This is a genomic window from Micromonospora taraxaci (assembly GCF_007830095.1).
Lineage (GTDB): Bacteria > Actinomycetota > Actinomycetes > Mycobacteriales > Micromonosporaceae > Micromonospora > Micromonospora taraxaci.
Genome location: NZ_VIWZ01000001.1, coordinates 230,554 through 255,462, shown reverse-complemented (window position 1 = coordinate 255,462; position 24,909 = coordinate 230,554). Strand labels below are relative to the sequence as shown.

Genomic DNA, 24,909 nt, shown 5'->3' with positions numbered 1-24,909 from the left:
TGTGGACCCTCTAGTGAGTGAGTTCGACTCGTTCGTCCGTACTCGCACGCCGGCGTTACTGCGCTCGGCGTACCTGCTCACCGGTGACCAGCACCTCGCGGAGGACCTCGTCCAGTCTGCTCTGGCCCGCACACACCGGTCCTGGAACCGGCTGCACCACAGCGGCAACGCCGAGGCGTACACCCGAAAGACCATGTACCACCTACAGGTTTCCTGGTGGCGGCGTCGCCGGGTATCCGAGTCGATGCCGGGCGACCTGCCCGAGCCACGCGGAGGCGACTCGGCCCCGGACCACGCCCAACAGACCAGCCTGCGGCTCACTCTCCGGGCCGCGCTGGCGAAGCTCTCCCCGAAACAGCGGGCCGTGCTGGTGCTGCGGTTCTTCGAGGACCGCAGCGAGGTGGAGACCGCCGACCTGCTCGGCGTCACCGTCGGCACCGTGAAGAGCCAGACAGCGAAGTCACTGGCCAAGCTGCGCGTCGTCGCGCCCGAACTCGCCGAGCTGTACGTCCTGGAAGGAAGCGCCCAATGAACGACCAGCGCCTCCGGCTCGATCTGACCGAGCTGGCCGAGGAGGTCGCCGTGGTCGACCTGCGGGACCGGACGCTGCGTACGTCGCGACGGCTCGGTGTCCAGCGGGCGGTGGCCATGTCGGCCGCCGCTCTGGTGTTGATCGCGGCGGCGGCCGGCACCGCCTTCGCCGTTCGACCCGATCAGTCCTCGCCCCCACTGCCCGCCGACACCCCGTCGGTCACGGCGAGCCCGACGCCGACCCAGTCGCCCAGCTCGACACCGTCCACCAGCACCAGCGGAGCACCCGGCTCCCCCGACGGCGGATCCAGCCCGAACACGCCGACGGCGAAGATCGGCAAACTCTTCTACGGCCCCGTCGAGGTGACCAGCGAGCAGACGTGGAACCTTGGGTCCTGGCGCCCCGGCGAAAGCCCGGTTTGGCTGCTGGCGATGCCCGACATCGCGATGAGGGGAAACTCGGGCGTCTCGTCGGACGGTTACCGGGTGGCCTGGGTGAGCCCCGAGAATGAACTCTTCGTCTCCGACGTCGACGGCTCCGACAGGCAGAGGGTGCGCGCGAACGTCGACCCTTACTGCGTCGGCGCGGCCTGGTCGCCGGGTGGTCGGCAGCTGCTGTTCCGGGAGTTGAAGACATCGGGTGGCCCCGGGCGGTACGGCGTGGTGGACATGCGCTCGGCGGGAAAAACCGTGAGCTGGTGGGCCACTGAACCCGAGGGCTGCGACGCCTTCTGGGCGGCGGACGGTCGGACCATCGCCATGACCACCGACTACGGGGTCACCCTCTACGGGGCCGACGGCAGGAAGAAACGAGTCGTCCCCGGCTTCTCCCCGGGCGGATGGCACACCAGAGATATCGTCAGCCTCTCCCCGAACGGCTCCCGGATCGCCCTGCTGCGGGACCGGTCTTCTGGGGATTCTGGCGACGGTGCTCGCGACCTACGGGTCAATGTCGTCTTGGACACCCGTACCGGCAAGGAGTTCGCGTTGCCGTTGGGTGGACGCGAGCTGCGGCAGGTGTACTTCCAGTCCGACGGGTCGATGGTCGTGCGGGTCAACGCCGGCAGCGGGTACGCCGTGCTGCTGGTCGGCGAGGACGGCAGGAAGATCTCCGAGACCGCCGAACCGGCGGCCCTGAAGGACATGCAGATCCTGGCCGTCGTGTCCTGACGACCAGCGCTTCGAAGGGCGGGTCACCTCCGGGTGGCCCGCCCTTCCGCGGTCTCCGCACCGGCCCTACAAAGTCGTTGATCACGGTCCGTCACCTGCGGAAATGGTTGCCGGGGCGGGCGGATCCGACTGTCGGATAGCGGCGTCCGGCGGCGGCAACTCACCACGACCGAGGGCTCGTCCTGGGTGTTGTCCCGCTCGGTAGCGAACTCCATGAAGGAGTAACACCATGAACCTCGGCCCGTTCACCCAGCCCGCCCGTCGTTCCCGCGTCCTCGTCGGTACGGCCGCCCTGCTGTTCCTGACGCTTGGTACCACGGCCTGCGGTTCCGCCGGGCCGGACCGCGCGTCCGCTCCCGCCGGAAACGGCGGTGCTGTTCCCGCGACCAGTGACACCTCGGTCGGCGGGGCGGGTGGTTCCGGATCCGACGCGGCCCCCGTCACTGCGGCCCCGGCCGCACCGGCCGTCGGCTCGTCCCAGTGGCCGCAGCTGACCTGGTACACCGCCCAGGAGTACGGCCAGAAGCAGAACGATCCGGCTCGGATCTGGCGGCGTACCTCGGATGGAAGCTGGCAGGTGGTGCGTGAGGGCAGTCCGGGCAACGGTACGGCCGCCGGGCAGATCGCCGTCGCGCCGGACGGCCGGCGGGCCGCGTGGGTCGAGGCGTCCGCCCAGCGCCTGGTGATCAGCGACTTCGACGGCACGAACCAGCGCGCCATCCCGACACAGGGACAGCAGACCTGCGCCCCGAGCTGGCTCGACTCCGACCGGGTGCTGTTCGGCCTGGGCCGGGACAAGGTCTGGACCATCGTCGCCGTCAATGCCGACGGCACCGGCCGGACGGTGGTCGCCACCCGGCAGGCGAGCTGCCCGACGGTGTCCGCTGGGTGGATCGCCCAGTTCACCGACCGAGTGGTGCGGGTCCGCGACGAGCGCGGCGCCGAACGCTCGATCACGCCGAGCGTGCCGAGGGGCCTCGTCATCGACGGGGTTGCCGGGATCTCCCGCGACGGTAGGTCCCTCGTCATCAGCACCCACGTGCCCAACGCCGGTGAATGTGGATGCGGCTGGCGGTTCCGCGCCTACCGGGTGGACGCCGCCAGTGGGAAGGTCACCGAACTGACGCCGCTCGAGCGGGCCTGGAGCGAGCCGACCGGCCACGGCCAGGCGGTCGAAGCGGTCGCCCTGGCTGACGGCGGTCTGGTGGTCCAGGTCAACACCGCGACCCCGGCGGACGACGCCCCGGCGTACCGGTTGGTCCGGTACGGCGCTGACGGCCGGGTGCAGACAAGCGCGGCGGTTCCGGTCGGCCAGCCGTGGGGCGGACTGCTGGGTTGACCCAACCGGTGGACTTCCACCGGTTACGACGAGGGATCGGCCGCTCACGGGGGCGGCCGGTCCCTCCTGTCGATCCGACCGCCGGACCGGGGGTGTCGCGCGGCTGGCCCATGACCTCCGCCACGTCGGCCGTTCGGGGCGGTGCCGGCGGTGCCTCCGGTGACAGACTTCTTGCCGCAGGCAACGAATGGCGTAAGGGGGCGCGGGTGCGCTGGCGCAGTTTTGTCGCGGTCGGGGACAGCTTCACCGAGGGTATGGACGACGCGTACCCGGACGGCACCTTCCGGGGTTGGGCGGACCTGGTGGCGACCCGGCTCGCCGCCGAGGCGGGCCCCGACTTCCGGTACGCGAACCTGGCCATCCGGGGCCGGCTCTTCCCCGGCGTGGTCGCCGAGCAGGTGCCGGCGGCGGTGGCGATGAAGCCCGACCTGATCAGCTTCGCGGCCGGCGGCAACGACGTTCTGCGCCGCACCTTCGACCCGGACACGCTGGTGGCCCGCTTCGACGAGGTGGTCCGGCAACTGCGTTCGGGTGGTGCGGACGTGCTGTTGTTCCGGTTCGCCGACGTGATGGCCCGGCTGCCCGGCCAGCGGCTCGTCGCTCCCCGGGTGCAGTTGCTCAACCAGGCGGTCGGCGAGACCGCCGAGCGGCACGGCGCGATCATGGTCGATCTGTACGCCGACGACACCTTCCTCAACCCGATGCTCTGGAGCACCGACCGGCTGCACCTCTCCGCGGCCGGGCACCGGCGGGTCGCGGGGCAGGTGTTGAACGCGCTCGGGGTGGGTTGCGACGAGGAGTGGCTGATGGTCCCGCCGCACCCGGCCCCGTCGCCGTGGCTTGCCGCCCGCGCCGCCGACCTGCGGTGGGCCGGTCAGCACCTCGCGCCGTGGGTGCGGCGGCGGCTCACCGGCCGGTCGTCCGGCGACACGGTGACGGCCAAGCGCCCGCTGCTCGGGCCCATCGTCGACTGAGCGTGCTCACCCTGCACACCGCGCCGCTGCTGCGGCGCGACCGGGTCGGCGAGGCGGTGCCGGAGCACGCCGTACTCGTGGGCGGCGACCGGATCGAGGCCGTCGGGCCGCTGGCCGAGTTGACTGCGGCGCACCCGGGCGTTCGGGTCCGCCGTTGGCCCGGCACCCTGGGTCCGGGTCTGTTGCACGACGGCCCGTTGCCGCCGGCGCCCACCCCACGCGAGCGGGTGCACGCGCTGCTGCGCAACGGGGTGACGGCGGTGGTGGCCGAGCACCTGACCGACCCGCTGCTGCGGGCCGCCGTCGACAGGAGCGACCTGCTGGTGCTGCCAGTCGCGGTGTCGGCGGCGCTGCTTCCGGGCGGGCGCGCCGACCTCGCGGTCCACCGTGTCGACGGTGTCTGTCTGGTGACCGTGGTCGCCGGTCGGATCGTCCACCGCCGCGCCTGAACGGCACCGCGAACGTTCCCCGCGCCACATGTGTCGTCCCCGATGCTCGATGGCGGGCCGTGCGGCCGTGTCGCGGCGTAGTTTGGGGATCATGTCTGTGCCGAGCGATCCCGATCCCCGCCTCCAGTCGTACGCGGACCCGCAGCGGCTGGTCACCACCGAGTGGCTGGCCGAGCACCTGGGCGACGAGGGCCTCGTCGTCGTCGAGTCCGACGAGGACGTGCTGCTCTACGAATCCGGTCACATTCCCGGTGCCGTGAAGGTCGACTGGCACCTGGAGCTGAACGACCAGGTGACCCGGGACTACCTGGACGCCGAGAGCTTCGCCGAGCTGTGTGCCGCGAAGGGCATCGGCCGGGGCGACACCGTCGTGTTCTACGGCGACAACTTCAACTGGTGGGCCGCGTACGCCCTCTGGGTGTTCTCGCTCTTCGGCCACGCCGACGTGCGACTGCTCGACGGCGGTCGGCAGAAGTGGATCGCCGAGGGCCGCGAGGTGACCCGCGACAAGACGAATCGACCGCGCGCCGACTACCCGGTGCCGCTGCGCGACGACGCGCCGCTGCGGGCGTACCGCGAGCAGGTCATGGCGCACATCGCCGCCGGCCGGCCGCTGGTCGACGTCCGTTCGCCGGGTGAGTACACGGGCGAGACGCTGCACATGCCGGACTACCCGCAGGAGGGCGCGCTGCGTGGCGGGCACATTCCCGGTGCGGTGAGCAAGCCGTGGAAGTCCGCCGCCAACGACGACGGCACCTTCAAGTCCGCCGACGAGCTGCGCGCGATCTACGCCGACCAGCTCGGGCTCAGCCCGGCCGACGACGTGATCGCGTACTGCCGGATCGGTGAGCGGTCCAGCCACACCTGGTTCGTGCTGCGGCACCTGCTGGGTTACCCGCAGGTGCGCAACTACGACGGGTCGTGGACCGAGTGGGGCAACCTGGTCCGGGCACCTGTGGTCAAGGGCGACCAGCCCGGCGGCCTCGCCTCCTGAGCGGGTTCGGCGGCTTCGCCGCATGAGCCGTACGGCCGTCCCCACGCGATTGCCCCGGTCGCGTGGGGACGGCCGTCAGCTGGCGAGTGCTATCGCCCCGCGCAGGTCGCGGACGATGCCGGTGATCTCGCCGGTCTCCGGGTTCCAACGGGCCAGGGCAGCCGGCTCCAGCCGGAGGAGCACTGAGCCCTTGTTGTCCCAGCCCAGCACCTCGCAGCAGCCCTTGGCCCGATCCCGGCCCAGGTCGAGCAGATGGGACACGGCGCCGGTCCGTGCGTCCAGCACGGCCGCCCCCTCGGCGCCGTCGATCTCACTGCTGGTGATCCACGCCGCGCTGGCCAGCCGCTCGCCGTGCAGCCAGCCCCGGCCGTAGAACTCGTTGATCGCGTACGGCGAGGGCAGCGCACCGCGGGTGACGGGTTGCTCGGAACGGATTTCCGCCTCGCGGGCTGTCCTGCTGCGCAGCTTCAGGGCGTCCCGTTCGCCGATCATCTCGATCAGCGGGGCGTCGCGGCCGGCCTCCGGGTCGGGTGCGGCCACGACCCAGGTCGACACGTCGATCGTGGTGGCGACCCCGGTGACCCGGTCCACCGCATACGTCCGGTCCTCGCCTCCGACCAGCACCCGATCGTGCGCCCACACGACCAACTCCAGGTATCCCTCGAGCGGTATTCGGCGGACGGCCGCCGTGGTGAGGTCGACCATGATCAGCTCGTCGTTCTGGGCGAACGCGGCCGACCGGCCGTCCGGCGACAGCACTCCCGGCTTCACGGCGACCGCCTCGTTGCCGCTCGCGTCCCGGGTGGGCGCCAGCGTCACCACGTCCAGACTGCGCACCACGCCGTCGTCGCCGAGAACCCGGACCGGACCGTCCGCGCGGTTCTCCTCGTCGACCGGTTGGAACAGCGCCCGCGCCCGCTGGACCGGTCGCTCGGAGAGCGGCACGGTCGCCGGGGCGCCGAGCCGGTTCAACGGGTCCGGCAGATAGGTCAGATTGTCGGGAGGTCGCTGGACCGGGCCGGAGTGGGTGGGTTCGACGGTCGGGGCCACCGGAATGTCCGGCGGAGGATCGGCGGACGAGCGCAGTGCGGCCACCGTTCCACCGCCGACGAGTGCCACGGCCAACGCCGCCGCCGCGACGGCCCTTCGGGTACGCCGGGTGCGGCGGGCCCGCTCCCATCCGGCGGTGGCCGGTTGGCTGGGCAGCACGTCCTCGACGCTGACGGTCATCAGTCGGCGTAGGTCCTGCTCGTTCACGGGTTCACCTCCAGACCGCTGGCCAGGCCGGCCGAGCCCTGGCTCGGTCGGGTGTCCCGGGCGAGGTCCGGTGCGACCTCGCGGAGTCGACGTAGCGCCGCGTGACACTGGCTCTTGACGGTGCCGACGGTCACCCCGAGCGCCTCGGCAGTGGCGACCTCGGTCAGATCCTCGTAGTAGCGCAGCACCAGCACGGCCCGTTGCCGTGGTGGCAGCAGGCCCAGCGCGTCGTGCAGCGTCAGCCGTAAGGCGCCGTCCCGGTCGTGGGCAACCTGATCCGGCGGCGCGGCGCTGAGCCACTCCCGCCGTCGGCGACGCCACCACGACACCGAGTCGCGGTAGAGGATGGCCCGCACGTACGCGGAGGGGTCGGCGTTGCGGACCGAGCCCCATCGCAGCGCGAGCTTCAGGAGCGCGTCCTGGAGCAGGTCCTCGGCCTGGTGTTGGTTGCCGCAGATCAGGTACGCCGCGCGGAGCAGTCGGTGTTGGTGGCTCTCCACGAAGGCGAGGTAGCCGTCGCGCCCGTCGTCACCCTTCGGTGCCATCCGCCCTCCTCCCGGCCGTCCCGATGCGCGTCACCTGCCAGACGCACGGGAGGAGGTAAAAGGTTGGGTCAGCTTCCCGGTGTTCCGGTCAGGTAGCGCTGGAGGGTCGGCGCGATCCAGGAGACCAGGTCCTCCGGTGTCGTGTCCACCATGGGCGGCAGGCGGACGACGTACCTGGTGAAGGCGAGGCCGAGGACCTGACTGGCCACCAGACCCGCACGGCGGGCTGTTGTCGTCGGGTCGGTGCCGAAGGCGGCCACCGCCGTGGTGAGTTGGTTGGCGAAGATGTCGCGCATCCGTTCGGCGGCGCCGGGGTTGGTGCTGGCGGCCCGCAGCAGCGCCACGAGGGTCTCGTCGCCGTCCCACCGGCTGAGGAAGTGCCGGACGAGCGTCTCGCCGAGTTGCTCGGGCGGGACGGGGGTCAGGTCGGGCAGGCGTAGGTCGAACTCGGCCGCCGCCGCGAAGAGACCCTCCTTGCTGCCGTAGTAGCGCATGACCATCGACGGGTCGATCTGGGCGTCGGCGGCGATGGCCCTGATCGTGGCGCGCTCGTACCCGTCTGCGGCGAATCGTTCGCGGGCTGCTCGCAGGATCGCCGCCCGGGTGGCGTCCGAGCGGCGGGGTTGGGTCTGCGGAGCGGGCACTGTCATGTCAACGACCGTATGCCAACAACTGTTGACACGCAATCAGCAGGGTTCTAATGTCGCCAACAAGTGTTTGCCAACATGTGTTGGCAATGATCATCTGGAGGTGGCCATGAGCACCGACGTTCTGGTGGTGGGCGCGGGCCCTACCGGTCTCGCCACCGCCCTGACGCTGGCTCGACGCGGAGTCGGCGTGACACTGCTGGACAAGCTGGCCGAGCCGCCCACGACGTCCCGCGCGGCGGTCGTGCACGCGTACACCCTGGAGGTGCTGGACCGGATCGGCGCGGCGGCGCCGTTGATCGCCCAGGCGGTGCGGACGCCGCGTTTCACAGTGCGCGACCGGGACCGGGTGCTGCTGACGGTGCCGTTCCACGAGCTGCCGTCCCGCTACCCCTACGCGCTGCTGGTCTCCCAGGCGGTGACCGAGGCGGTGCTCGCCGGGCAGCTCGCCGACCTCGGCGTCCAGGTGCGACGACAGTGCCGACTGACCGGGCTCACCGACACCGGCGACGGGGTGCTCGCGCAGGTCGACGGGGAGCCGTTGCGCGCCCGGTTCGTCGTCGGCGCGGACGGCCTGCACAGCACCGTGCGGCAGTTGGCCGGCATCGGCTTCACCGGCCCGAACGACGAGGAGTCCTTCGTACTCGCCGACGTACGGGTGCGAAGCGTTCTGCCGCGCGACGAGGCGGCACTCTTCCTCGCCCGACCCGGCCCGTTGATCTGGGCGCCGCTGCCGGACGGGGTGGTCCGACTGGTCGCCGCCGTGGCGGACGCCCCGCCCGCACCGGACCGGGCGTACCTCCAGGCGCTGCTCGACGAACGCGGCCCGGCACGGAGACCCGACCGGGTGACCGAGGTGCTCTGGGGCTCCCGGTTCCGGGTCCACCACCGGATCGCCGACACCTTCCGAGCCGGGTCGGTGCTGCTGGCCGGAGACGCCGGGCACGTGCACAGCCCGGCCGGTGGGCAGGGCATGAACCTCGGGATCTGCGACGCGGTCGCCCTCGGCACCGCGCTGGCGGACGTGTTCGACGGTGGCCCGGACACGCTGCTCGACGACTACAACACCCGGCAGCGGCCGATGGCCGAGGACGTGATGAGCTTCGCCGCCGGGCTGACCCGGCTGGCCACCGTCTCCCCGGCCCGCCGGCCGGCCCGGGACGTGCTGCTCCGGTTGATCGGTGCGGTGCCGCCGGTCCGTCGACGGATCGCGCTGCGTCTGTCCGGGCTGTCCCACCGGGAGACAGAGGCCGAGCTGAGCCGGTGAGACCGGCCGTCGAGCTAAGCCGGCGACATCGGCCGTCGAGCTAAGCCGGCGACACCGGCCGCAGTGCCCGCCACGCTGCGACGGTGACCAGCGCGAACACGCCCGCGGCCGCGCCCATCACCGGCACCGTCCCGAATGCGGCGGCGGCCAGCCCGGCAAGCGCCGCGCCGACCGGGGCGGTGAGCAGACCGACCATCCGCTGGGCCGCCCCGACCCGGCCGAGCAGCCCGGCCGGCACGTTCCGCTGCCCGTACGACGCCCACAGGCTGTTCCACACCACGGTGCCGGCGGCGAACACGGCCAACGCGAAGCCGCCCGGCACCGGATGCCGGGCCAGCGCGAACCCACTCAACGCCACGGTCTCCGCGGCGAGCACCACGCCCAGCGCCGGGACCGTGCCGAGTCGGGCGGCCAGCCGACCAGACCCGAGCGCCCCGACCACGCCACCGACGATGGCGGCGGCGGCGAACAGCCCGTACCCGGCCGGCGGCACCCGCAACACGTCCAGCGCGTAGAGCACCAGCACCGCCATGATCCCGCTGATCGCCAGATTGCTCGCGGAGGTGAGCACCGTGACCCGCCACAGTGTCCGGTGCGCGTACAGCCAGCGCAGCCCTTCGACGATCTCACCCCACACCGATCCGCGCCGTACCCCGGACCGTGGCTGCGTGCCCTCGACGGGCGCTGGGGTCAGGGCCAGCACGAACAGCGCGGCCACGGCGAAGGTGACGGCGTCGAGGGCGAACGGAAGGGCCGGTGCGACGGCGAAGAGGACACCGGCGGCCGGCGCCCCGAGGAAACCCCCGGCAACCGCGGAACCCGCCTGAAGTCGACCGTTCGCCCGGGGCAACGCATCCGGTGGCACCAGCGCGGGAAGCAGGGCGAACGAGGCGGAGTCGAACAGAGTGCCCAGCGCGGCGAGGAGGAACGCCGCCACCAGCAGCACCAAGACGCTGGCCCGATGGAGGGCGACCGCCACCGCTAGTGCCGCCACCACGGCGGCGCGTACCCCGTCGACCACTGCCATCGTCCGACGACGGTCCCAGCGGTCCGCGTACACGCCACCGAGCAGGCCGAAGAGCAACGGTGGCAACTGACCCGCCACGGTGACCGCCGCGATGATCCGCGGATCGCGGGTCACGGTCGCGGCCAGCAGGGCCAGTGCGGGGGTACGCAGCGCGTCCCCGAACCGCGACGAGACGGCGGCGGACCAGAGCAACCGGAAGTCCCGGCCCAGAGCTGTGGAGGTCATCCGGCGACCGTGCTGGTTCGACCTGGTCGAGGGTCAAGCCGCCGGGCGAAAGGGGGACGCGCGTGTCGGTGATCATCGGTACGGTGGGCGCCGGCATTTCGGGACCGGGGGAGAAACGCACGTGGACCACACCTTCCAGGTCGACCTCCGTGGCGTGGTCGATCTGCTCAGCCACCATCTCTACGGCAGTCCGCGGGTCTACGTGCGCGAGCTGCTGCAGAACGCGGTGGACGCGATCACCGCGCGGCGCTCGACCGAGCCGGACGCGCCGGCGCTGGTCCGCATCGAGACACCGGAGATGACCGGCGACGGCACGCTGCGGGTGCACGACACCGGCATCGGACTGACGGAGGCGCAGGTGCACGAGTTGCTGGCCACCATCGGCCGCAGCTCCAAGAGGGACGAACTCGGCTTCTCCCGGCACGAGTTCCTCGGCCAGTTCGGCATCGGCCTGCTCTCCTGCTTTCTTGTCGCCGACGAGATCCAGGTGTTCACCCGCAACGGCGACCACCCCACGGTGCGCTGGACCGGGTACGCCGACGGCCGGTACGCGGTGAGCCTGGCGCCACCGGAAGCCTCCCGCGCCGAACCGGGTACCACCGTCACGCTGGTGCCCCGCCGCGATGCCGACCAGTGGTTCGCCACCCCTACCGTCACCGACCTGGCCCGGCTCTTCGGGTCACTGCTGCCGGTCACCGTCCGGGTCGGCGACGTGGTCACCACCACCGGCGTACCGCCCTGGCCGACCGTCCCCGGCGCGCCGGTCGACCGGGCGGCGCTTGTCGCGTACGCCCGGGAGACGCTCGGCATCGACCCGTTCGACGTGCTGCCCCTGAGCGTGCCGGAGGCCGGGCTCACCGGTGTCGCCTTCATCCTGCCCACCCCGGTGAACCCGGCGGCCCGTGCTGGGCACCGGGTCTACCTCAAGCGGATGCTGCTCACCGAGCACGCCGACGGGTTGCTGCCGGACTGGGCCTTCTTCGCGCACTGCGTGGTGGACGCCACCGAGCTGCGCCCCACCGCCAGCCGGGAGGCCCTCTACGAGGACACCCTGCTGACCACGACCCGGGAGGCGCTCGGCGATCAGGTACGCGGCTGGCTGGTCCGGCTGGCCCGGCACGACCCGCACCGGCTGGCCGAGTTCCTCCAGGTGCACCACCTGGGCGTGAAGGCACTGGCGCTGCACGACGACGAGATGCTCCAGCTGGTCGACAGGTGGTGGCCGATGGACACCAACGTCGGCACGCTCACCCTCGCCGAGTTCCGGGAGCGCTACGGCGTGCTCCGCTACGCGGCGAGCCTGGACGAGTTCCGGCAGCTCGCCGCGGTGGCCGCCGCGCAGGACCTGGCGGTGGTCAACGGCGGCTACACGTACGACACCGAGCTGATCGAGCGGCTGCCGGCGGTGGACCGCTCGGTGCTGATCGAACGGCTGGAACCGAGCGACCTGACCACCCGGTTCAACGCGCTCGACCCGCAGGCGGAGCTGGCGCTGCGGCCGTTCCTCGCCTCCGCGCAGCGGGCCGTCGAACGGTCCGGCTGCGAGGTGGTGATCCGGGCGTACGAGCCGGTGTCGCTGCCCGCGCTGTACCTGGTCAGCAGGTCGGCGGCGTTCAACGACCAGCTGGCGGCTAGCCGCGACCGGGCCGACGAACTGTGGGGCGGGGTCCTCGACGCCCTCGCCGCCACCGCGCCGCCGGACCGCCCGCAGTTGGTGCTCAACCACCGCAACCCGTTGGTCCGCCGGGTCACCGCGCTGGCCGACCCGGAGTTGGTGGGGCTCGCCGTCGAGGCGCTGTACGGCCAAGCGCTGCTACTCGGCCACCATCCGATCCGCGCTGCCGACGCGGCGCTGCTGAACGATTCCTTCCTCGGCCTGCTCGGCCGGGCCGTACCGGGACAGGAGCGAGCATGAGCGACGAGGATCTGTGGCGGGTGCTGCGCGGCATCTCCGACATGCCGTACGGGGCTGGGCAGATCGCCGCGCTCGAGCAGTTGCTGCGCCGGGTGGACGCCGCCGACGACCGGCACCTGGCCTTCGTCACCCGGATGCAGGCCACCACCGGTTACATCTACGGCGGCGAACCGGCGAAGTCCTTCGTGACGTTCTCCTGGTGTCTGTCCGAGTTCGACAGTGACCCGCAGCCCTATCACCAGCGTCACGCGCACAACCTGCTGTGGCACTTCAAGTACATGGTCACCGGGTTGCTGAACTTCCCGGAGGTGCCCCTCGACCGCACGTACGCGGTGCTGGACGACATGGAACGCCGCTACCGGACCGGCGGGCACAGCTTGCAGACCGTCCACAAGCACCGGTTCCGGGTCGCCAACCACGTGGGCGACGCCGAGGCTGCCGCGCACTGGTACCGGCTCTGGCAGACCACTCCGCGCGACGACCTCTCCGACTGCGCCGGCTGTGACCCGACGAGCCAGGTGAACTACCTCGCCGACACCGGGCGGGACGCGGAGGCGGTGGCGCTGTCCGAGCCGGTGCTCGCTGGCCGGCTCACCTGCAACGAGCAACCGCAGGCGATCCTCACCGCGCTGCTCCTGCCGTACCTGCGGACCGGGCGGGCCGAGTCGGCGCGGGACGCGCACCGGGAGGCGTACCGCCGGTTGCGCGGCAACCTCGCCGACCTGTGGGACATCGGCGACCACGTCGAGTTCTGCACGTTGACCGGGAACGAGGCGCGGGCGGTCGAGTTGGTCGAACGGCACGTGGACTGGCTGGACCGGGCACCGTCGCCGGCCGCCGCGATGCATTTCGCTGCGACGGCCGCCGCAGCGCTGCGCCAGGCCGGTGAGCGTGGTGAGGCGACCCTGTACCGCCGCGCTGCCGAGGGCCGACCGGCCGGCGAGGTGTCCGCGTCGGTGCTCGCCGACGAGCTGACGCGAACCGCTACCGAGTTGGCGGAGCGTTTCGACGCCCGCAACGGCAGCACCCATCAGTCGGAGTGGATCGCCCGCCGGCTCGCTGTGCGACCGAGCGGTGAGCACCTGCCGCTGTCCGCGAGCGTCCGCCGTCGCCGGCCACTCACGGGCGGGGACGAGCCGACCACGTCCCTCCGCGAGGGGCGCCCGGTGGCGGCCGGCGACGCGACGCGCGCCGGCAAGCCCGAAGCACCCGCACCGACAGTGCCCGCCGACGCCGGGCCGGACGAGCTCCTGGACCTCGCCGAGCAGAGCTGGGGTCGGCACGACCCGGTCACGTTCCGGGCGGCGTTGGCCGCCTACGACGAGCGGTTCGGCGCAGCCGACCTGCCGCCGCGTACTGTCGCGCAGCGGATGGCGTTGCGGGCGGCCGAGCGCGGCGACGAGGACGACCTGCCGGGCGCCATCGAGTCGAACCGAGCGGCTCTGGACCTCTACCTGACGGAGGGCGACGAGCTGTCCGCCCAGGTGGTCGCGGGGCGGCTCGGCGTGCTGTTGTCCCGGTCCGACGACGCCGACGAGGGGTTGGCCTTGGTCCGGAAGGCAGCGGAGGTGCTCGACCGGGACGGCGACGCCCGGCAGCGGGCCTCCGCCCACCACCGGGTGGCGTTGGCGCTGCTCCAGCAGGAACGCTGGGCCGAGGCGCTCGCGGCGCTGGACCGGGTGCCCGCCGATGCGGGTGGTGACCCGTACCTGGCGGCCCGGGTCGCGCTGCACCGCGCGCACGTGTTGGAGCAGTCGGATCGTCTCGACGACGCGCGAACCGCCGCTGCCGAGGCCCGCCGCATCGGCCGGGACGTGGGAGTCGACGAGCTGGTCACGGCGGCCTCCCTGGCGTACGCCCGGACGGTGGACGACCCGGCCGAAGCGGTGGCCGCCTGCGACGAGGCGCTGGCGTCGGCGCCGACGGAAGCGGAGTTGCCCGCTCGCGTTGCCCGTGCCCGCGCGTTGCTCGCGGCCGGCCGGGCCGCCGACGCGGTGGACGACTTCGTCGAGGCGGTGACGCTCTGCGTGGAGCGGGGCGCCGAGGGGGACGCGTTCCTGCGGTGGGAGTTGGCGAACGCGTACCGGATGGTGGGTCGGCTCGGCGAGGCGGCCGAGGTCGCCGAGGAGGCGGTCCTCGGTCTCGACCGGCTCGGCGCCCAGGCCGAGGCGGACCGGTGCCGGCACCTGCTGGCCGGCGTGTACGCCGGGCTCGGCGAGATCAAACCGGCGCTGACCCTGCTGGAGCAGTTGGCCGACAACCTGGATGGTCCGGACAACCTCCCGTACCGGGCGCAGGTGCTGGAGGAGGCCGGGGACATCCTCTACGACGCGGACCGGGACGCGGCCGGCGCGGAGCGGTTCGCCGCAGCCGCCGACGCGTACCGGCTCGGCGACCTGCCGCTGGACGAGTTGCGGGCGCGCCGGCGAGAGGCGTACGCCTGGTTCTGGGCGGACGACCGGCCGGCGGCGACTCGCGCCGTCGAGCAGGCGGACGCGCTGGCGGTGACGCTGGCCGGGCAGTCGGAGCCACCGGTGACGTACGAACTGGCGATGGTCGCCGAGGTCGGGGCACGGGTGCTGACGACCGGGAACCGGCCGGACGAGGCGTTGGCGCGGCTGGACGGGGTGCCCGACCGGCTACGGTCGATCGAGGCTTTCGGTGAGGCCGCCCAAGTGGAGATCCTCGTCGGTGAGCTGCTGCTTCGACTGGACCGTCCGGCGGAGGCGGAGCCGCTCCTGCGACGGGTTCTCGGTGGGCTGCCGGCCGACTCGCGACCGGTCCGCCAGACGGCCTGGCTGCTGGCCCGTGCCCTGGATCTGCTGGACCGGCCCGCCGAGGCCGCCGCGCTGCGAACGGAGCACGACCTCGACCCGGACGACGACTGAGCGCGGCGGTCCGCGCCGAGGTGTGCTCAACCGCTCGCCAACCAGCGGCCCACCGGGGCCAGATCGCGGTCTAGGCTTGCCCGGTGACGGTGGAGCAGCAGGCACGGGGTGCGGCGGGCGCGGGCCGGCGCAGGTCCCGCAAGGACGAGATCCTGGAGATCGCGGTCGGTCTGTTCGCCGCGCGGGGCTATCACGGTGTGTCGATGGACGACATCGGCGCGGCGGCGGGGGTCACCGGTCCGGCGCTCTACCACCACTTCGCCGGCAAGGAGGCCATGCTGGCCGCCGCGCTGATCCCGGTCAGTGAAGGGTTGCTGGCCGGCGGGCGGGAACGCGCCGCCGGGCATCCGGACGACCCGCGCGGCGTCCTGGAGTCGCTGATCGACTTCCACGTCGAGTTCGCGCTGGCCAACCCGGCCGTGATCGCGTTGCACCTGCACGAGTTGGACCGCCTGCCGGAGGAGCCGAGACGACGGATCCGTCGCCTGCAACGGCTCTACGTCGAGGAGTGGGTGACAGTGCTCACCGCCCTGCACCCGGGCATGCCCGACGGTGAGGCGCGGGTGCTTGCGCACGCCGCGTTCGGGTTGATGAACTCGACTCCGTTCCTGGGCGGTGAGGTGGACCGGCGTCGCCGGGCCGAGCTGCTGCGCGGCGCGACACTTGCCGCGTTGCTCGCCTGAGCCCGACTCGTCAGAGGTTCGTCGGTCATGATTCCCTAACCACCGTCCCACCATCCGGACGCCGGGAGGAAACATGATCGAGTCACTGCTGGTAGCCAATCGGGGTGAGATCGCCCGCCGGATCATCCGGACCGCCAAGCGGCTCGGCATCCGCGCCATCGCGGTTCACTCGGAGGCCGACGCCGACCTGCCGTTCGTGGCGGAGGCGGACGAGGCGGTCCTCATCGGCCCGGCGAACCCGGCGCTGAGCTACCGCAACACCGAGGCGATCCTCGCCGCCGCGAAGGCGACAGGTGCGCAGGCCATCCACCCCGGCTACGGATTCCTGTCGGAGAACGCCGAGTTCGCCCGTACCGTCGAGGCCGGCGGCCTGATCTGGGTCGGCCCCGACGCGGATGCGATCACCGCGATGGGCGACAAGATCAATGCCCGGAACCTGATGGCGGCGGCCGGTGTTCCGGTCGCGCCGGGCACCACCGACCCGGCAGCCGACCTGGACGCGGCGGTGACGGCCGCCGCCGAGATCGGCTACCCGGTGATGGTCAAGGCCGCGGCCGGTGGCGGCGGCATGGGCATGGGCGTCGCCGTCGACGAGGCCGCGCTGCGCACCGAGTACGACAAGGTGCGCGTGTTCGCCGAGCGGATGTTCGGCGACGGGTCGGTGTTGATCGAGCGGTACTTCCCCCGGGTGCGCCACGTCGAGGTGCAGATCCTCGGCCTGGCCGACGGTCGGGTGGTGGCGCTCGGCGAGCGGGAGTGCTCGGTGCAGCGGCGCAACCAGAAGCTGGTCGAGGAGTCGCCCTCCCCGGCGGTCTCGCCGGAGCTGCGGTCGCGCCTCCTGGCGGCGGCGGTGCGCGCGGGTGAGGCGGTCAGTTACCGCAACGCCGGCACGGTGGAGTGTCTGCTCGACCCGGCCTCCGGGGAGTTTTTCTTCCTGGAGATGAACACCCGGCTCCAGGTGGAACACCCGGTGACTGAGTACGTCTACGGGATCGACCTGGTCGAGGAGCAGTTGCGGGTGGCCTCCGGGCTGGCGCCGACGTTCGACCCGGACGCCCTGACGCCGGCCGGGCACGCGATCGAGATGCGGATCAACGCGGAGGACCCGAAGCGCTTCTTTCCCGGCCCCGGCGTGATCAGGACCTGGGTGGAGCCGGCGGGGGACGGTGTCCGGGTGGACTCCGGCTACACCGAGGGCAACACCGTCACCCAGTTCTACGACAGCCTGCTGGCCAAGTTGATCATCACCGGGGCGACCCGCGACGAGGTGCTCGAACGCGCGAAGGAAGCGGTCGCCGGGTTCCAGGTCGTCGGCCCGAAGAACAACCTGCCCTTCTTCGCCGAGCTGCTGGACAACGAGGAGTTCCGCTCCGGCGCCTACGACACGGGCATCGTCTCCCGGATGCGCTAAACCGTCAGGCCGCCGGGCGGCCCGTCGCCCGTCGCCCGTCGCCCGGCGGTGCGGCCCGGCGGTGCGGCTGGCGGTGCGGTCCGGCGGCCGGGCGAGACTGGTTGGTGGGCCCTTTGCTCTGCTTACCTATATGCGACAGCGGCTTTCCGATGACGGAAAGTAGCCGTCGCACATAGGGCAGCAGAGCAAAGCGGCCGACATGCCGTCCCGATCCGACGTCACAGCGAGGTGACCGATGAGCCAGTTGCCAGATTTTGTCTCGATCCGCGAGGTCGGGCCACGGGACGGGTTGCAGAACGAGGACCCGATCCCGACCGACGCCAAGGTCCGTCTGCTCGACGCCCTCTCCGGCACCGGTGTGCGCCGGATCGAGGCGGTGTCGTTCGTGCATCCGAAGGCGATCCCGCAGATGGCCGACGCCGACGAGGTGTGGCAGCGGGCGGCCAAGGCCGACGGGGTGCGGTACTCGGCGCTGGTGCCGAACACCCGGGGCGCCCAGCGGGCCCTCGCCGCCGGGTTCACCGAGATCGAGGTGGTGGTCTCCGCCAGCGACACGCACAACCGCCGCAACGTCAACCGGTCGACCGACGAGTCGCTGGACGACATCGCCGAACTGATCGACCTGCTGCACGGCGCGTCCGCGCGGGTGGAGGTGATCGTGGCGACCAGCTTCGGCTGCCCGTACGAGGGAGACGTCGACCCGGCGCGGGTGGCCGGCATCGTCGACCGGGTGGTCCGGGACGGCGCGGACCGGGTCGCGTTCGGCGACACCACCGGCATGGGCACGCCACGCCGGGTCCGTGAGCTGCTGACCGCGGTACGCGACCGGAACGCGAACGTGCCGGTGCTGCTGCACTTCCACAACACCCGGGGGACGGCGCTGGCCAACCTGTTGACCGCGTTGGAGCTGGGGGTGACCGAGTTCGACGCCAGCGTCGGTGGCCTGGGCGGCTGCCCGTACGCGCCGGGGGCGAGCGGCAACCTGGCGACCGAGGAGGCCGTGCACATGCTGCACGACATGGGCATCGACACCGGCATCGACCTGGCGGCCCTCATCGAGGCGGCGGAGCTGGCCGAGGAGCTGCTCGGCAAGAAGTTGCCGTCGGGTGTGCTGCGGGCTGGTCCGCGGACCCGACTGACCCCGATGCCGAGCTGAGTGAGACGCGGGGAGGGGCCGGCATGAGGCCGGCCCCTCCGACGTACCAGGTCGATCAGCCCACCGGGGTGAGCATGCTCGGCCAGCTGTCGCGGAAGATGTCCGCCTCGGCGCGGTCGGCGCTGCGCTCGGTGGCGATGCGGGTACCGGCGAAGAGGTTGCTCACCCGGTTCGCCTCGGCGCTGCTCGGGTACGGGTTGGTGCAGCTGGTGCCGGCGCTGCCACCGGACATCAGCAGCGAGCAGTTGCCGTTGTAGTTGTCCGGCAGGCCGAGGATGTGCCCGATCTCGTGGGTCATGATGCGAAGCGGGCTGTACTGCGCGGCCTGCTGGGTGTCGATGTAGACCCGGCCGTTGCCGAGGCTGGTCCGGACGGCGTACGAGCCGCCGCCGGTGATCTGGTAGATCCGCAGGTTGGAGCCGCAGTTGGCGGAGAGCGTCAGGTTGACTGTGGCGTTGTTCCAGATCGAGGCGGCCTGGTTGGCGGTGCCGGCGTAGCTGCCTGCCTGGCTGGTGTTGTAGCAGATGGTCATGGCGGCGGACGCGGGCGACGGGTTGGCGACCGTGACGCCGAGGGTGGCGAGTGTCGTCGCGAGCGCCGCGACGGCGAGCCGATTGAGTCGTGAGGTCATCGCTGACTCCAATCTGGGAGGAGGGGTGCCAGGAGCCTAGCGATATGTATTTACGTTTTTCAATGTCTTGCTCTCGGCCCAACTGTCTGGTTCGCTCGTAGGTCGCCGACAACCACGCCGATGCGCTAGCCTAACGATCGTTCAGGTCAGTATGGCGAGGGAGTCGGCGTGACGCTCGACGGTGAGGCACTGGAGCAGCTGCGCAAGCGGGCCCGGTCCGGCGGCGCGGACAAGTACCACGCGGCCAACGCGGCCAAGGGCAAGCTCTTCGCCCGTGAGCGGGTCGCGCTCCTGGTCGACGAGGGTTCGTTCGTCGAGGACGGCCTCTACGCGAACTCGATGGCCGAAGGGTTACCCGCCGACGGGGTGGTCACCGGCACCGCCACGATCGACGGCCGACAGGTCTGCCTGATGGCCAACGACTCCACCGTCAAGGCCGGCAGCTGGGGCGCCCGCACCGTCGAAAAGATCATCCGGATCATCGAGCGGGCGTACGGCGCCGGCGTGCCGATGGTCTACCTGGTCGACTCGGCCGGCGCGCGGATCACCGACCAGGTCGACCTCTTCCCCGGCCGCCGCGGCGCCGGCAAGATCTTCTGGAACCAGGTGCGCGCCTCGGGTTCGATCCCGCAGGTGTGCGCGCTGTTCGGCCCGAGCGCCGCCGGTGGGGCGTACATTCCGGCGTTCTGCGACGTCGTGGCCCTGGTCGACGGCAACGCGAGCATGTATCTCGGCTCCGACCGGATGGTCGAGATGGTCACCGGCGAGAAGACCACACTGGAGGCGATGGGCGGGGCGAAGGTGCACACCGCCGAATCCGGCGTGGGGCACTTCCTCTGCAAGACCGAGGCCGACGCGCTCGACGTGGTGAAGACCTATCTGTCGTACCTCCCGGCGAACTGGACCCAGACGCCGCCGGCCGCGCCGGCCGTCGCCGCGCCCGCGAAGGTCGACCTGGCCGCGCTGGTGCCGGCCAGCGAGCGGCAGGCGTTCGACATGCGGCGGTACGCCAAGGGCCTGCTCGACGAGGGTTCGTTCTTCGAGATCCAGGCCCTCTGGGCCAAGGAGCTGACCGTCGGCTTCGGCCGCCTCGACGGGCAGGTCGTCGGCGTGGTCGGCAACAACTCGATGTTCAAGGGCGGCGTGCTCTTCGTCGACTCGGCCGACAAGGCGACCCGGTTCGTGCAGCTCTGCGACGCGTTCAACGTGCCGCTGCTGTTCCTCAGCGACGTACCCGGCTTCATGGTCGGCAGCGCCGTGGAGAAGCAGGGCATCATCCGGCACGGCGCAAAGATGATCACCGCGATCTCCGAGGCGACGGTCCCGAAGATCTGCGTGGTGGTCCGCAAGGCGTACGGCGCGGGCCTCTACGCGATGGCCGGCCCCGGGTTCGAGCCGGATGCCACGATCGCCCTGCCGACCGCGAAGATCGCGGTGATGGGGGCCGAGGCCGCCGTGAACGCCGTCTACGCCAACAAGATCGCCGCCATCGAGGACGAGGCCGAACGGACTGCCTTCGTGGCCGCCAAGCGAGCCGAGTACGAGCAGGACATCGACGTGGTCCGGCTCGCCAGCGAGCTGGTGGTGGACGCCATCGTCGAGCCGCACGACCTGCGTACCGAGCTGGTCCGTCGCTTCGCGGCGGCGCGTACGAAGGACCGGCACTTCTCCCGACGCCGGCACGGCGTGACCCCGGTCTGATCCTCGACCGCCCGCACAGCGACCCGTCCCGGCGTCACGAGCGCCGGCGGACCGTCCCCACAGGAGGATGAGATGGACTTCCGGCTCACCGACGAACAAACGGCGCTGCGGGAGAGTGTGCGGGACTTCGCACGCGAGGTGGTCGCCCCGGTCATCGCCGAGCACTACGAGCAGCACACCTTTCCGTACGAGGTGATCCGGCAGATGGGCAAGATGGGCCTGTTCGGCCTGCCCTTCGCCGAGGAGCACGGTGGGATGGGCGGCGACTACTTCGCGCTCTGCCTGGCGTTGGAGGAGTTGGCGCGGGTCGACTCCAGCGTGGCCATCACGCTGGAGGCGGCGGTCTCGTTGGGCGCGATGCCGATCTACCGCTTCGGCACCGAGGAGCAGAAGGCGACCTGGCTGCCCAAGCTGCTCAGCGGCGAGGCGTTGGCCGGCTTCGGGCTCACCGAGCCGGGCACCGGCTCGGACGCCGCCGGCACCCAGACCCGCGCGGTGTTGGACGGCGACGAGTGGGTGATCAACGGGTCGAAGGCGTTCATCACCAACTCGGGCACCGACATCACGGCCATGGTGACCGTCACGGCGGTGACCGGCACGAACCCGGACGGCTCCAAGGAGTTGTCGACGATCATCGTGCCGACCGGCACGCCCGGGTTCACCGTCGCGCCGGGCTACTCCAAGGTGGGATGGACCGCCTCGGACACCCACGAGCTGACCTTCGACGACTGCCGCGTACCGGCGGCGAACCTGCTCGGCGCGCGGGGTCGGGGTTTCGCGCAGTTCCTGCGGATCCTCGACGAGGGTCGGATCGCCATCGCCGCGTTGGCCGTCGGCCTCGCCCAGGGCTGTGTCGACGAGTCGATCAAGTACGCGAAGGAACGGCACGCCTTCGGTCAGCCGATCGGCGCCAACCAGGCGATCCAGTTCAAGATCGCGGACATGGAGCTGAAGGCGCACACCGCCCGGCTGGCCTACTACGATGCCGCCGCCCGGATGCTGGCCGGCGAGCCGTTCAAGCGGCAGGCGGCCATCGCCAAGCTGCACGCCAGCACGATCGCTGTCGACAACGCCCGGGAAGCGACCCAGATCCACGGCGGGTACGGCTTCATGAACGAGTACCCGGTGGCCCGCTTCTGGCGGGACTCCAAGATCCTGGAGATCGGCGAGGGCACCAGCGAGGTGCAGCGGATGATCATCGCTCGGGACCTGGGCCTCTGAACGGTTCCACCCGCCGTCCGTACCGGACGGGCTGGCCGTACGGCTGTCGGATTTCGGCGGGTGGGCGTCAATAGCCCGACGTTCGACTGCCAACCGTCGGAGTCGATCCGTACTCTTCGTGCCCATGACTCCGGATCACGATGGGTCACGGAGCCCGGCTGGCCGTACCCCACTGCCGGAGCTGCTCCGCGAGCATCGACGCGCCGCCGGCCTGACCCAGGCCGAGCTGGCGTCCCGGGCCGGGGTGGGCGTGCGGACGGTGCGTGATCTGGAACGTGGTCGGGCGGTCCGGCCGCAGCGCACCACTGTGGACCTGCTCGCCGCGGCGTTGGCGTTGGCCGGCGCCGATCGGGCGGCGTTCCTGGCTGCGGCCCGCGGCTCCGGCACCGAACCAACCCGGCCGGACACCACCTCGACGGCGATCGCTGTCCCGTCCTCCGACCGGCCGGTCAGCCTCCCGCCTCCGGTCGCGCTGATCGGGCGGGACCGCGACATCACCGAGCTGACCGCCATGCTGACCGTGGAGCGTGGGCCCCGGCTGGTGAGCCTGGTCGGGCTGGCCGGCGTCGGCAAGACCGCCCTGGCGACGTCGGTGGCGCACGTGGTGGCCCCAGCCCACCCGGCCGGAGTGGCCGGGGTGCTGATCGGCGAAGGCTCGGACGGTCCGGACGTACTCGCCGCCTCGATGGCCGTGCTCGGCGCGGCGCGGCCGACGGAACTCGTGGCACAGCTCGCCGGCCGACCGGTCCTGCTGGTGATGGACGCGGTGGAACGCGCCCCGGGTCCGGTCGCCGCGACGGTGCACCGGCTGACCGCGGCTCTGCCGTCGCTGCGGGTGCTGGTCACCGGTCGGCACCCGGTTGGCCTACCCGGCGAGCGGGTCTGGCCGGTCGCGCCGCTCGACGTGCCCCCCTCGGACGTCGCACACACCGGACTGGCCACGCTCGAAACGTGGCCGGCGGTGGCATTGTTCACCGCCCGGCTCGCCCAGGTCCGCCGGGAGACACCCACCCCCGACGAGTTGCCCGCGCTTGCCGCGCTGGTTCGCCGCCTGGGTGGGCTGCCGCTCGCCATCGAGCTGATGGCTGCCCGGGGGCGGCTCCTCGATCTCACCGAACTGCTGGACCGGTACGGCGATCGGGTGCTCGACCTGGCCGCCCCCGCCGACGCCACGGTCCACCCCGGTTGGGACGCGCCGGACGTGCTCACCCGACGGTCGACCACCCCTGCTGCGGCGACAACGGTCACCCTGCGCGAGGCGGTGGCGACCAGCTACCGGCTGCTGGCACCGGACGAGCGGGCGGCGCTGCGGCAGCTCGCCGTGTTCGGCAACCGCTGGTCGGTGGAGTTGGCCGAGGAGATGCTCGCCGACGAGGCCGACCAGGACGGGACGGTGGCGATCGATCCCGTCCCCCGGCTGGACCGGTTCGTCGAGCTGGGGCTGCTGAGCGTACGCGGCACCGGTTCGTTCCGGTTCCGGCTTCTCGACGCGGTCCGCGAGTACGCCGTCGAGCAGGCGGCCGGCGAGGGCGAGTTGACCTGCATCCGGCGGCGACACGCGGAGGTGATCGCACGGTTGGTGGCGCGGACCGCTGTCGACCTCGTTGGTCCGCGTTCGTCCGACGCGGTGCACCGGCTGGACGAGATGACCAGTGACATCAGCTCGTCGCTGGCCCACGCGGCCACCGACGACCCGTTGACGGCGCTGCGGCTGGCGGCCTGCCTGACCCGTTGGTGGCGGTTCCGTGGGCGCGATGTCATCGGGCGGCAGTGGTTGCACCGCCTGCTGGCGGACCCGCGTACCGCCGATGCCGACCCGATCCTGCGGGCCTGGGCCGCCCTCGGGGTCGCCCGCCTCGCGGCCGAACACGGTGCGGGTGCCGAGGAGCTGCCGACGGCGCGTGCGGCGTTGGAGACCTTCCGGCAGGCCGGCGATGTCACAGGTGAGCTGGAGGCGCGGAACGTGCTCGGCACACTGTTGATCGCCGTCGGCCGACAGGACGACGCGCGCGAGCAGGCCGAGGTGGTGCTGCGGCTGGCGGCCCGTGACGGGCGGGCCCGGGACCTGGCGGTGGCCCAGAACAGCCTCGCCTGGCACGAGATCCGGACCGGTGACCTGGCTGCGGCCCGACGCCGGCTCGCCGCGGCGGACCGACTCGCCGCCGAGAGCGGGGAGCAGCGGCTGCGGGTGCTGGTCTGGGCCAGCCGAGCCGAGATCGCCCGCCTGGAGGGTTGGTACGCCGACGCCGTCGACCGTGGTCGGCGGGCGATGGCGGCGTTGTCCGAGCTGGGTGACCAGGGGCGCCGACGCCGAACGCTCGGGACTGTCGGGCTGGCACTGGCCCAGGACGGGCGTGCCGTGGAGGCGACCAGAGTGCTCGCCGAGTTACGCGCGGGGATGGCCGAGGCTGCGGCGGCGGGATCGGTGCGAGCACCAGCTGGGTGGGCCGTGCCACGCCAGCGCTCCGATGACATGGCGCTGTCCGGGGACGGGCCGGATGTGGGTCTCTGCGCGCTGATCGAGGGCAATCTGGCGTTGCACAGGGGTGACCGGGAGTTGGCTGCCGAGTGGTTCGCCGCCGCTGCCGAGGCGGGCCAGGATCGGCGGGACGTGGTGGAGGCGCTGGTGGGGCTGGCCGCGAGCACCGCTGACCCGGCAGTCCTCGATCGGCTCGACCAGGCGTGTCGGGAGAGCGGTATCGCGCTGCTGCCCCACGAGTCGGGACTGCTCTACGCGTTGACCGCCGACCGGGACGGACCGGCGGCCCCGTAGCGGCCCTGGGCGGATGCTCCTAGCGCAGTCGACGACCACCGGGCGACGGGAGAGTGGCGCGGGCGAAGAGCCCCCTTGGTGCTACCCCTCGCTGATCGCCCGCGC

General features: G+C 71.9%; 20 protein-coding genes. 15 read left to right on the top strand and 5 right to left on the bottom strand.

Annotation, left to right across the window (positions count from 1 at the left end):
• Nucleotide 1 precedes the first annotated feature (1 nt).
• From FHU34_RS01250 to FHU34_RS01225, 6 genes are all read left to right on the top strand, one after another.
• Nucleotides 2-532, top strand: a complete 531-nt coding sequence (locus FHU34_RS01250; RefSeq protein ID WP_145778303.1) for a SigE family RNA polymerase sigma factor — start codon at nucleotides 2-4, stop codon at nucleotides 530-532.
• On the top strand, nucleotides 529-1,701 hold the full coding sequence (locus FHU34_RS01245; RefSeq protein ID WP_145778302.1) for a TolB family protein: 1,173 nt from the start codon (nucleotides 529-531) through the stop codon (nucleotides 1,699-1,701). The genes FHU34_RS01250 and FHU34_RS01245 overlap by 4 nt, the downstream gene beginning before the upstream one ends.
• Nucleotides 1,702-1,930: 229 nt before the next feature.
• Nucleotides 1,931-3,040, top strand: coding sequence for a TolB family protein (locus FHU34_RS01240; RefSeq protein ID WP_145778301.1), 1,110 nt, complete (start codon nucleotides 1,931-1,933; stop codon nucleotides 3,038-3,040).
• Nucleotides 3,041-3,246: 206 nt separating this feature from the next.
• Nucleotides 3,247-4,014, top strand: a complete 768-nt coding sequence (locus FHU34_RS01235; RefSeq protein WP_145785388.1) for an SGNH/GDSL hydrolase family protein — start codon at nucleotides 3,247-3,249, stop codon at nucleotides 4,012-4,014.
• A gap of 2 nt (nucleotides 4,015-4,016) precedes the next feature.
• Nucleotides 4,017-4,463, top strand: coding sequence for an imidazolonepropionase-like domain-containing protein (locus tag FHU34_RS01230; protein WP_145778300.1), 447 nt, complete (start codon nucleotides 4,017-4,019; stop codon nucleotides 4,461-4,463).
• A 91-nt stretch (nucleotides 4,464-4,554) separates the two neighbouring features.
• Nucleotides 4,555-5,457 carry a sulfurtransferase gene (locus tag FHU34_RS01225; protein ID WP_145778299.1) on the top strand — a complete coding sequence of 301 codons (903 nt, stop codon included), beginning with the start codon at nucleotides 4,555-4,557 and terminating at the stop codon, nucleotides 5,455-5,457.
• A gap of 75 nt (nucleotides 5,458-5,532) precedes the next feature.
• Here the strand turns inward: FHU34_RS01225 and FHU34_RS01220 are convergent, their stop codons facing one another.
• From FHU34_RS01220 to FHU34_RS01210, 3 genes are all read right to left on the bottom strand, one after another.
• Nucleotides 5,533-6,714 (bottom strand): hypothetical protein, encoded by a 1,182-nt coding sequence (locus FHU34_RS01220; protein WP_145778298.1) that lies wholly within the window; start codon nucleotides 6,712-6,714, stop codon nucleotides 5,533-5,535.
• On the bottom strand, nucleotides 6,711-7,259 hold the full coding sequence (locus FHU34_RS01215) for a SigE family RNA polymerase sigma factor (RefSeq protein WP_145778297.1): 549 nt from the start codon (nucleotides 7,257-7,259) through the stop codon (nucleotides 6,711-6,713). Before FHU34_RS01215 ends, FHU34_RS01220 begins: the two co-directional genes overlap by 4 nt.
• Nucleotides 7,260-7,327: 68 nt before the next feature.
• Nucleotides 7,328-7,909 carry a TetR/AcrR family transcriptional regulator gene (locus FHU34_RS01210; RefSeq protein ID WP_145778296.1) on the bottom strand — a complete coding sequence of 194 codons (582 nt, stop codon included), beginning with the start codon at nucleotides 7,907-7,909 and terminating at the stop codon, nucleotides 7,328-7,330.
• 106 nt (nucleotides 7,910-8,015) lie between these two features.
• Here FHU34_RS01210 and FHU34_RS01205 point away from each other — a divergent pair, with 106 nt between their 5' ends.
• Nucleotides 8,016-9,173, top strand: a complete 1,158-nt coding sequence (locus FHU34_RS01205) for an FAD-dependent oxidoreductase (protein ID WP_145778295.1) — start codon at nucleotides 8,016-8,018, stop codon at nucleotides 9,171-9,173.
• 40 nt (nucleotides 9,174-9,213) lie between these two features.
• On the opposite strand, the gene FHU34_RS01200 is transcribed toward FHU34_RS01205, so the two are convergent.
• Nucleotides 9,214-10,425, bottom strand: coding sequence for an MFS transporter (locus FHU34_RS01200; protein ID WP_145778294.1), 1,212 nt, complete (start codon nucleotides 10,423-10,425; stop codon nucleotides 9,214-9,216).
• 121 nt (nucleotides 10,426-10,546) lie between these two features.
• Between FHU34_RS01200 and FHU34_RS01195 the strand changes: the two genes are divergently transcribed.
• The 5 genes from FHU34_RS01195 (at nucleotide 10,547) to FHU34_RS01175 (ending at nucleotide 18,478) form a co-directional block, all read left to right on the top strand.
• Nucleotides 10,547-12,340 (top strand): HSP90 family protein, encoded by a 1,794-nt coding sequence (locus tag FHU34_RS01195; protein WP_145778293.1) that lies wholly within the window; start codon nucleotides 10,547-10,549, stop codon nucleotides 12,338-12,340.
• Nucleotides 12,337-15,228, top strand: coding sequence for a hypothetical protein (locus tag FHU34_RS01190; RefSeq protein WP_145778292.1), 2,892 nt, complete (start codon nucleotides 12,337-12,339; stop codon nucleotides 15,226-15,228). The genes FHU34_RS01195 and FHU34_RS01190 overlap by 4 nt, the downstream gene beginning before the upstream one ends.
• Before the next feature lie 83 nt (nucleotides 15,229-15,311).
• A complete protein-coding gene (locus FHU34_RS01185; protein ID WP_145778291.1) occupies nucleotides 15,312-15,911 on the top strand; it encodes a TetR/AcrR family transcriptional regulator in 600 nt (199 codons plus the stop codon).
• Nucleotides 15,912-15,984: 73 nt separating this feature from the next.
• Nucleotides 15,985-17,322, top strand: coding sequence for an acetyl-CoA carboxylase biotin carboxylase subunit (locus FHU34_RS01180; RefSeq protein WP_145778290.1), 1,338 nt, complete (start codon nucleotides 15,985-15,987; stop codon nucleotides 17,320-17,322).
• A gap of 235 nt (nucleotides 17,323-17,557) precedes the next feature.
• A complete protein-coding gene (locus tag FHU34_RS01175) occupies nucleotides 17,558-18,478 on the top strand; it encodes a hydroxymethylglutaryl-CoA lyase (RefSeq protein ID WP_145778289.1) in 921 nt (306 codons plus the stop codon).
• Nucleotides 18,479-18,533: 55 nt separating this feature from the next.
• Here FHU34_RS01175 and FHU34_RS01170 read toward each other — a convergent pair whose 3' ends face one another.
• Nucleotides 18,534-19,109, bottom strand: a complete 576-nt coding sequence (locus tag FHU34_RS01170; protein WP_145778288.1) for a snapalysin family zinc-dependent metalloprotease — start codon at nucleotides 19,107-19,109, stop codon at nucleotides 18,534-18,536.
• A gap of 168 nt (nucleotides 19,110-19,277) precedes the next feature.
• Between FHU34_RS01170 and FHU34_RS01165 the strand changes: the two genes are divergently transcribed.
• The 3 genes from FHU34_RS01165 (at nucleotide 19,278) to FHU34_RS01155 (ending at nucleotide 24,804) form a co-directional block, all read left to right on the top strand.
• Nucleotides 19,278-20,810: an acyl-CoA carboxylase subunit beta gene (locus FHU34_RS01165; protein ID WP_145778287.1), complete on the top strand. Its 1,533-nt coding sequence runs from the start codon at nucleotides 19,278-19,280 to the stop codon at nucleotides 20,808-20,810.
• A 72-nt stretch (nucleotides 20,811-20,882) separates the two neighbouring features.
• On the top strand, nucleotides 20,883-22,031 hold the full coding sequence (locus FHU34_RS01160; RefSeq protein ID WP_145778286.1) for an acyl-CoA dehydrogenase family protein: 1,149 nt from the start codon (nucleotides 20,883-20,885) through the stop codon (nucleotides 22,029-22,031).
• Between the two features lie 124 nt (nucleotides 22,032-22,155).
• Entirely contained in the window at nucleotides 22,156-24,804 is a 2,649-nt protein-coding gene (locus tag FHU34_RS01155) for an ATP-binding protein (protein ID WP_145778285.1), read from the top strand.
• Nucleotides 24,805-24,909 lie beyond the last annotated feature (105 nt).

What these genes read in the sequence shown, in the direction of transcription:
- FHU34_RS01180 (WP_145778290.1), top strand. Translation starts at nt 15,985, where the DNA reads ATGATCGAGTCACTGCTGGTAGCCAATCGGGGTGAGATCGCCCGCCGG.
- FHU34_RS01160 (WP_145778286.1), top strand. Translation starts at nt 20,883, where the DNA reads ATGGACTTCCGGCTCACCGACGAACAAACGGCGCTGCGGGAGAGTGTG.
- FHU34_RS01175 (WP_145778289.1), top strand. Translation starts at nt 17,558, where the DNA reads ATGAGCCAGTTGCCAGATTTTGTCTCGATCCGCGAGGTCGGGCCACGG.
- FHU34_RS01240 (WP_145778301.1), top strand. Translation starts at nt 1,931, where the DNA reads ATGAACCTCGGCCCGTTCACCCAGCCCGCCCGTCGTTCCCGCGTCCTC.
- FHU34_RS01190 (WP_145778292.1), top strand. Translation starts at nt 12,337, where the DNA reads ATGAGCGACGAGGATCTGTGGCGGGTGCTGCGCGGCATCTCCGACATG.
- FHU34_RS01170 (WP_145778288.1), bottom strand. Translation starts at nt 19,109, where the DNA reads ATGACCTCACGACTCAATCGGCTCGCCGTCGCGGCGCTCGCGACGACA.
- FHU34_RS01210 (WP_145778296.1), bottom strand. Translation starts at nt 7,909, where the DNA reads ATGACAGTGCCCGCTCCGCAGACCCAACCCCGCCGCTCGGACGCCACC.
- FHU34_RS01200 (WP_145778294.1), bottom strand. Translation starts at nt 10,425, where the DNA reads ATGACCTCCACAGCTCTGGGCCGGGACTTCCGGTTGCTCTGGTCCGCC.
- FHU34_RS01205 (WP_145778295.1), top strand. Translation starts at nt 8,016, where the DNA reads ATGAGCACCGACGTTCTGGTGGTGGGCGCGGGCCCTACCGGTCTCGCC.
- FHU34_RS01155 (WP_145778285.1), top strand. Translation starts at nt 22,156, where the DNA reads ATGACTCCGGATCACGATGGGTCACGGAGCCCGGCTGGCCGTACCCCA.
- FHU34_RS01225 (WP_145778299.1), top strand. Translation starts at nt 4,555, where the DNA reads ATGTCTGTGCCGAGCGATCCCGATCCCCGCCTCCAGTCGTACGCGGAC.
- FHU34_RS01215 (WP_145778297.1), bottom strand. Translation starts at nt 7,259, where the DNA reads ATGGCACCGAAGGGTGACGACGGGCGCGACGGCTACCTCGCCTTCGTG.
- FHU34_RS01245 (WP_145778302.1), top strand. Translation starts at nt 529, where the DNA reads ATGAACGACCAGCGCCTCCGGCTCGATCTGACCGAGCTGGCCGAGGAG.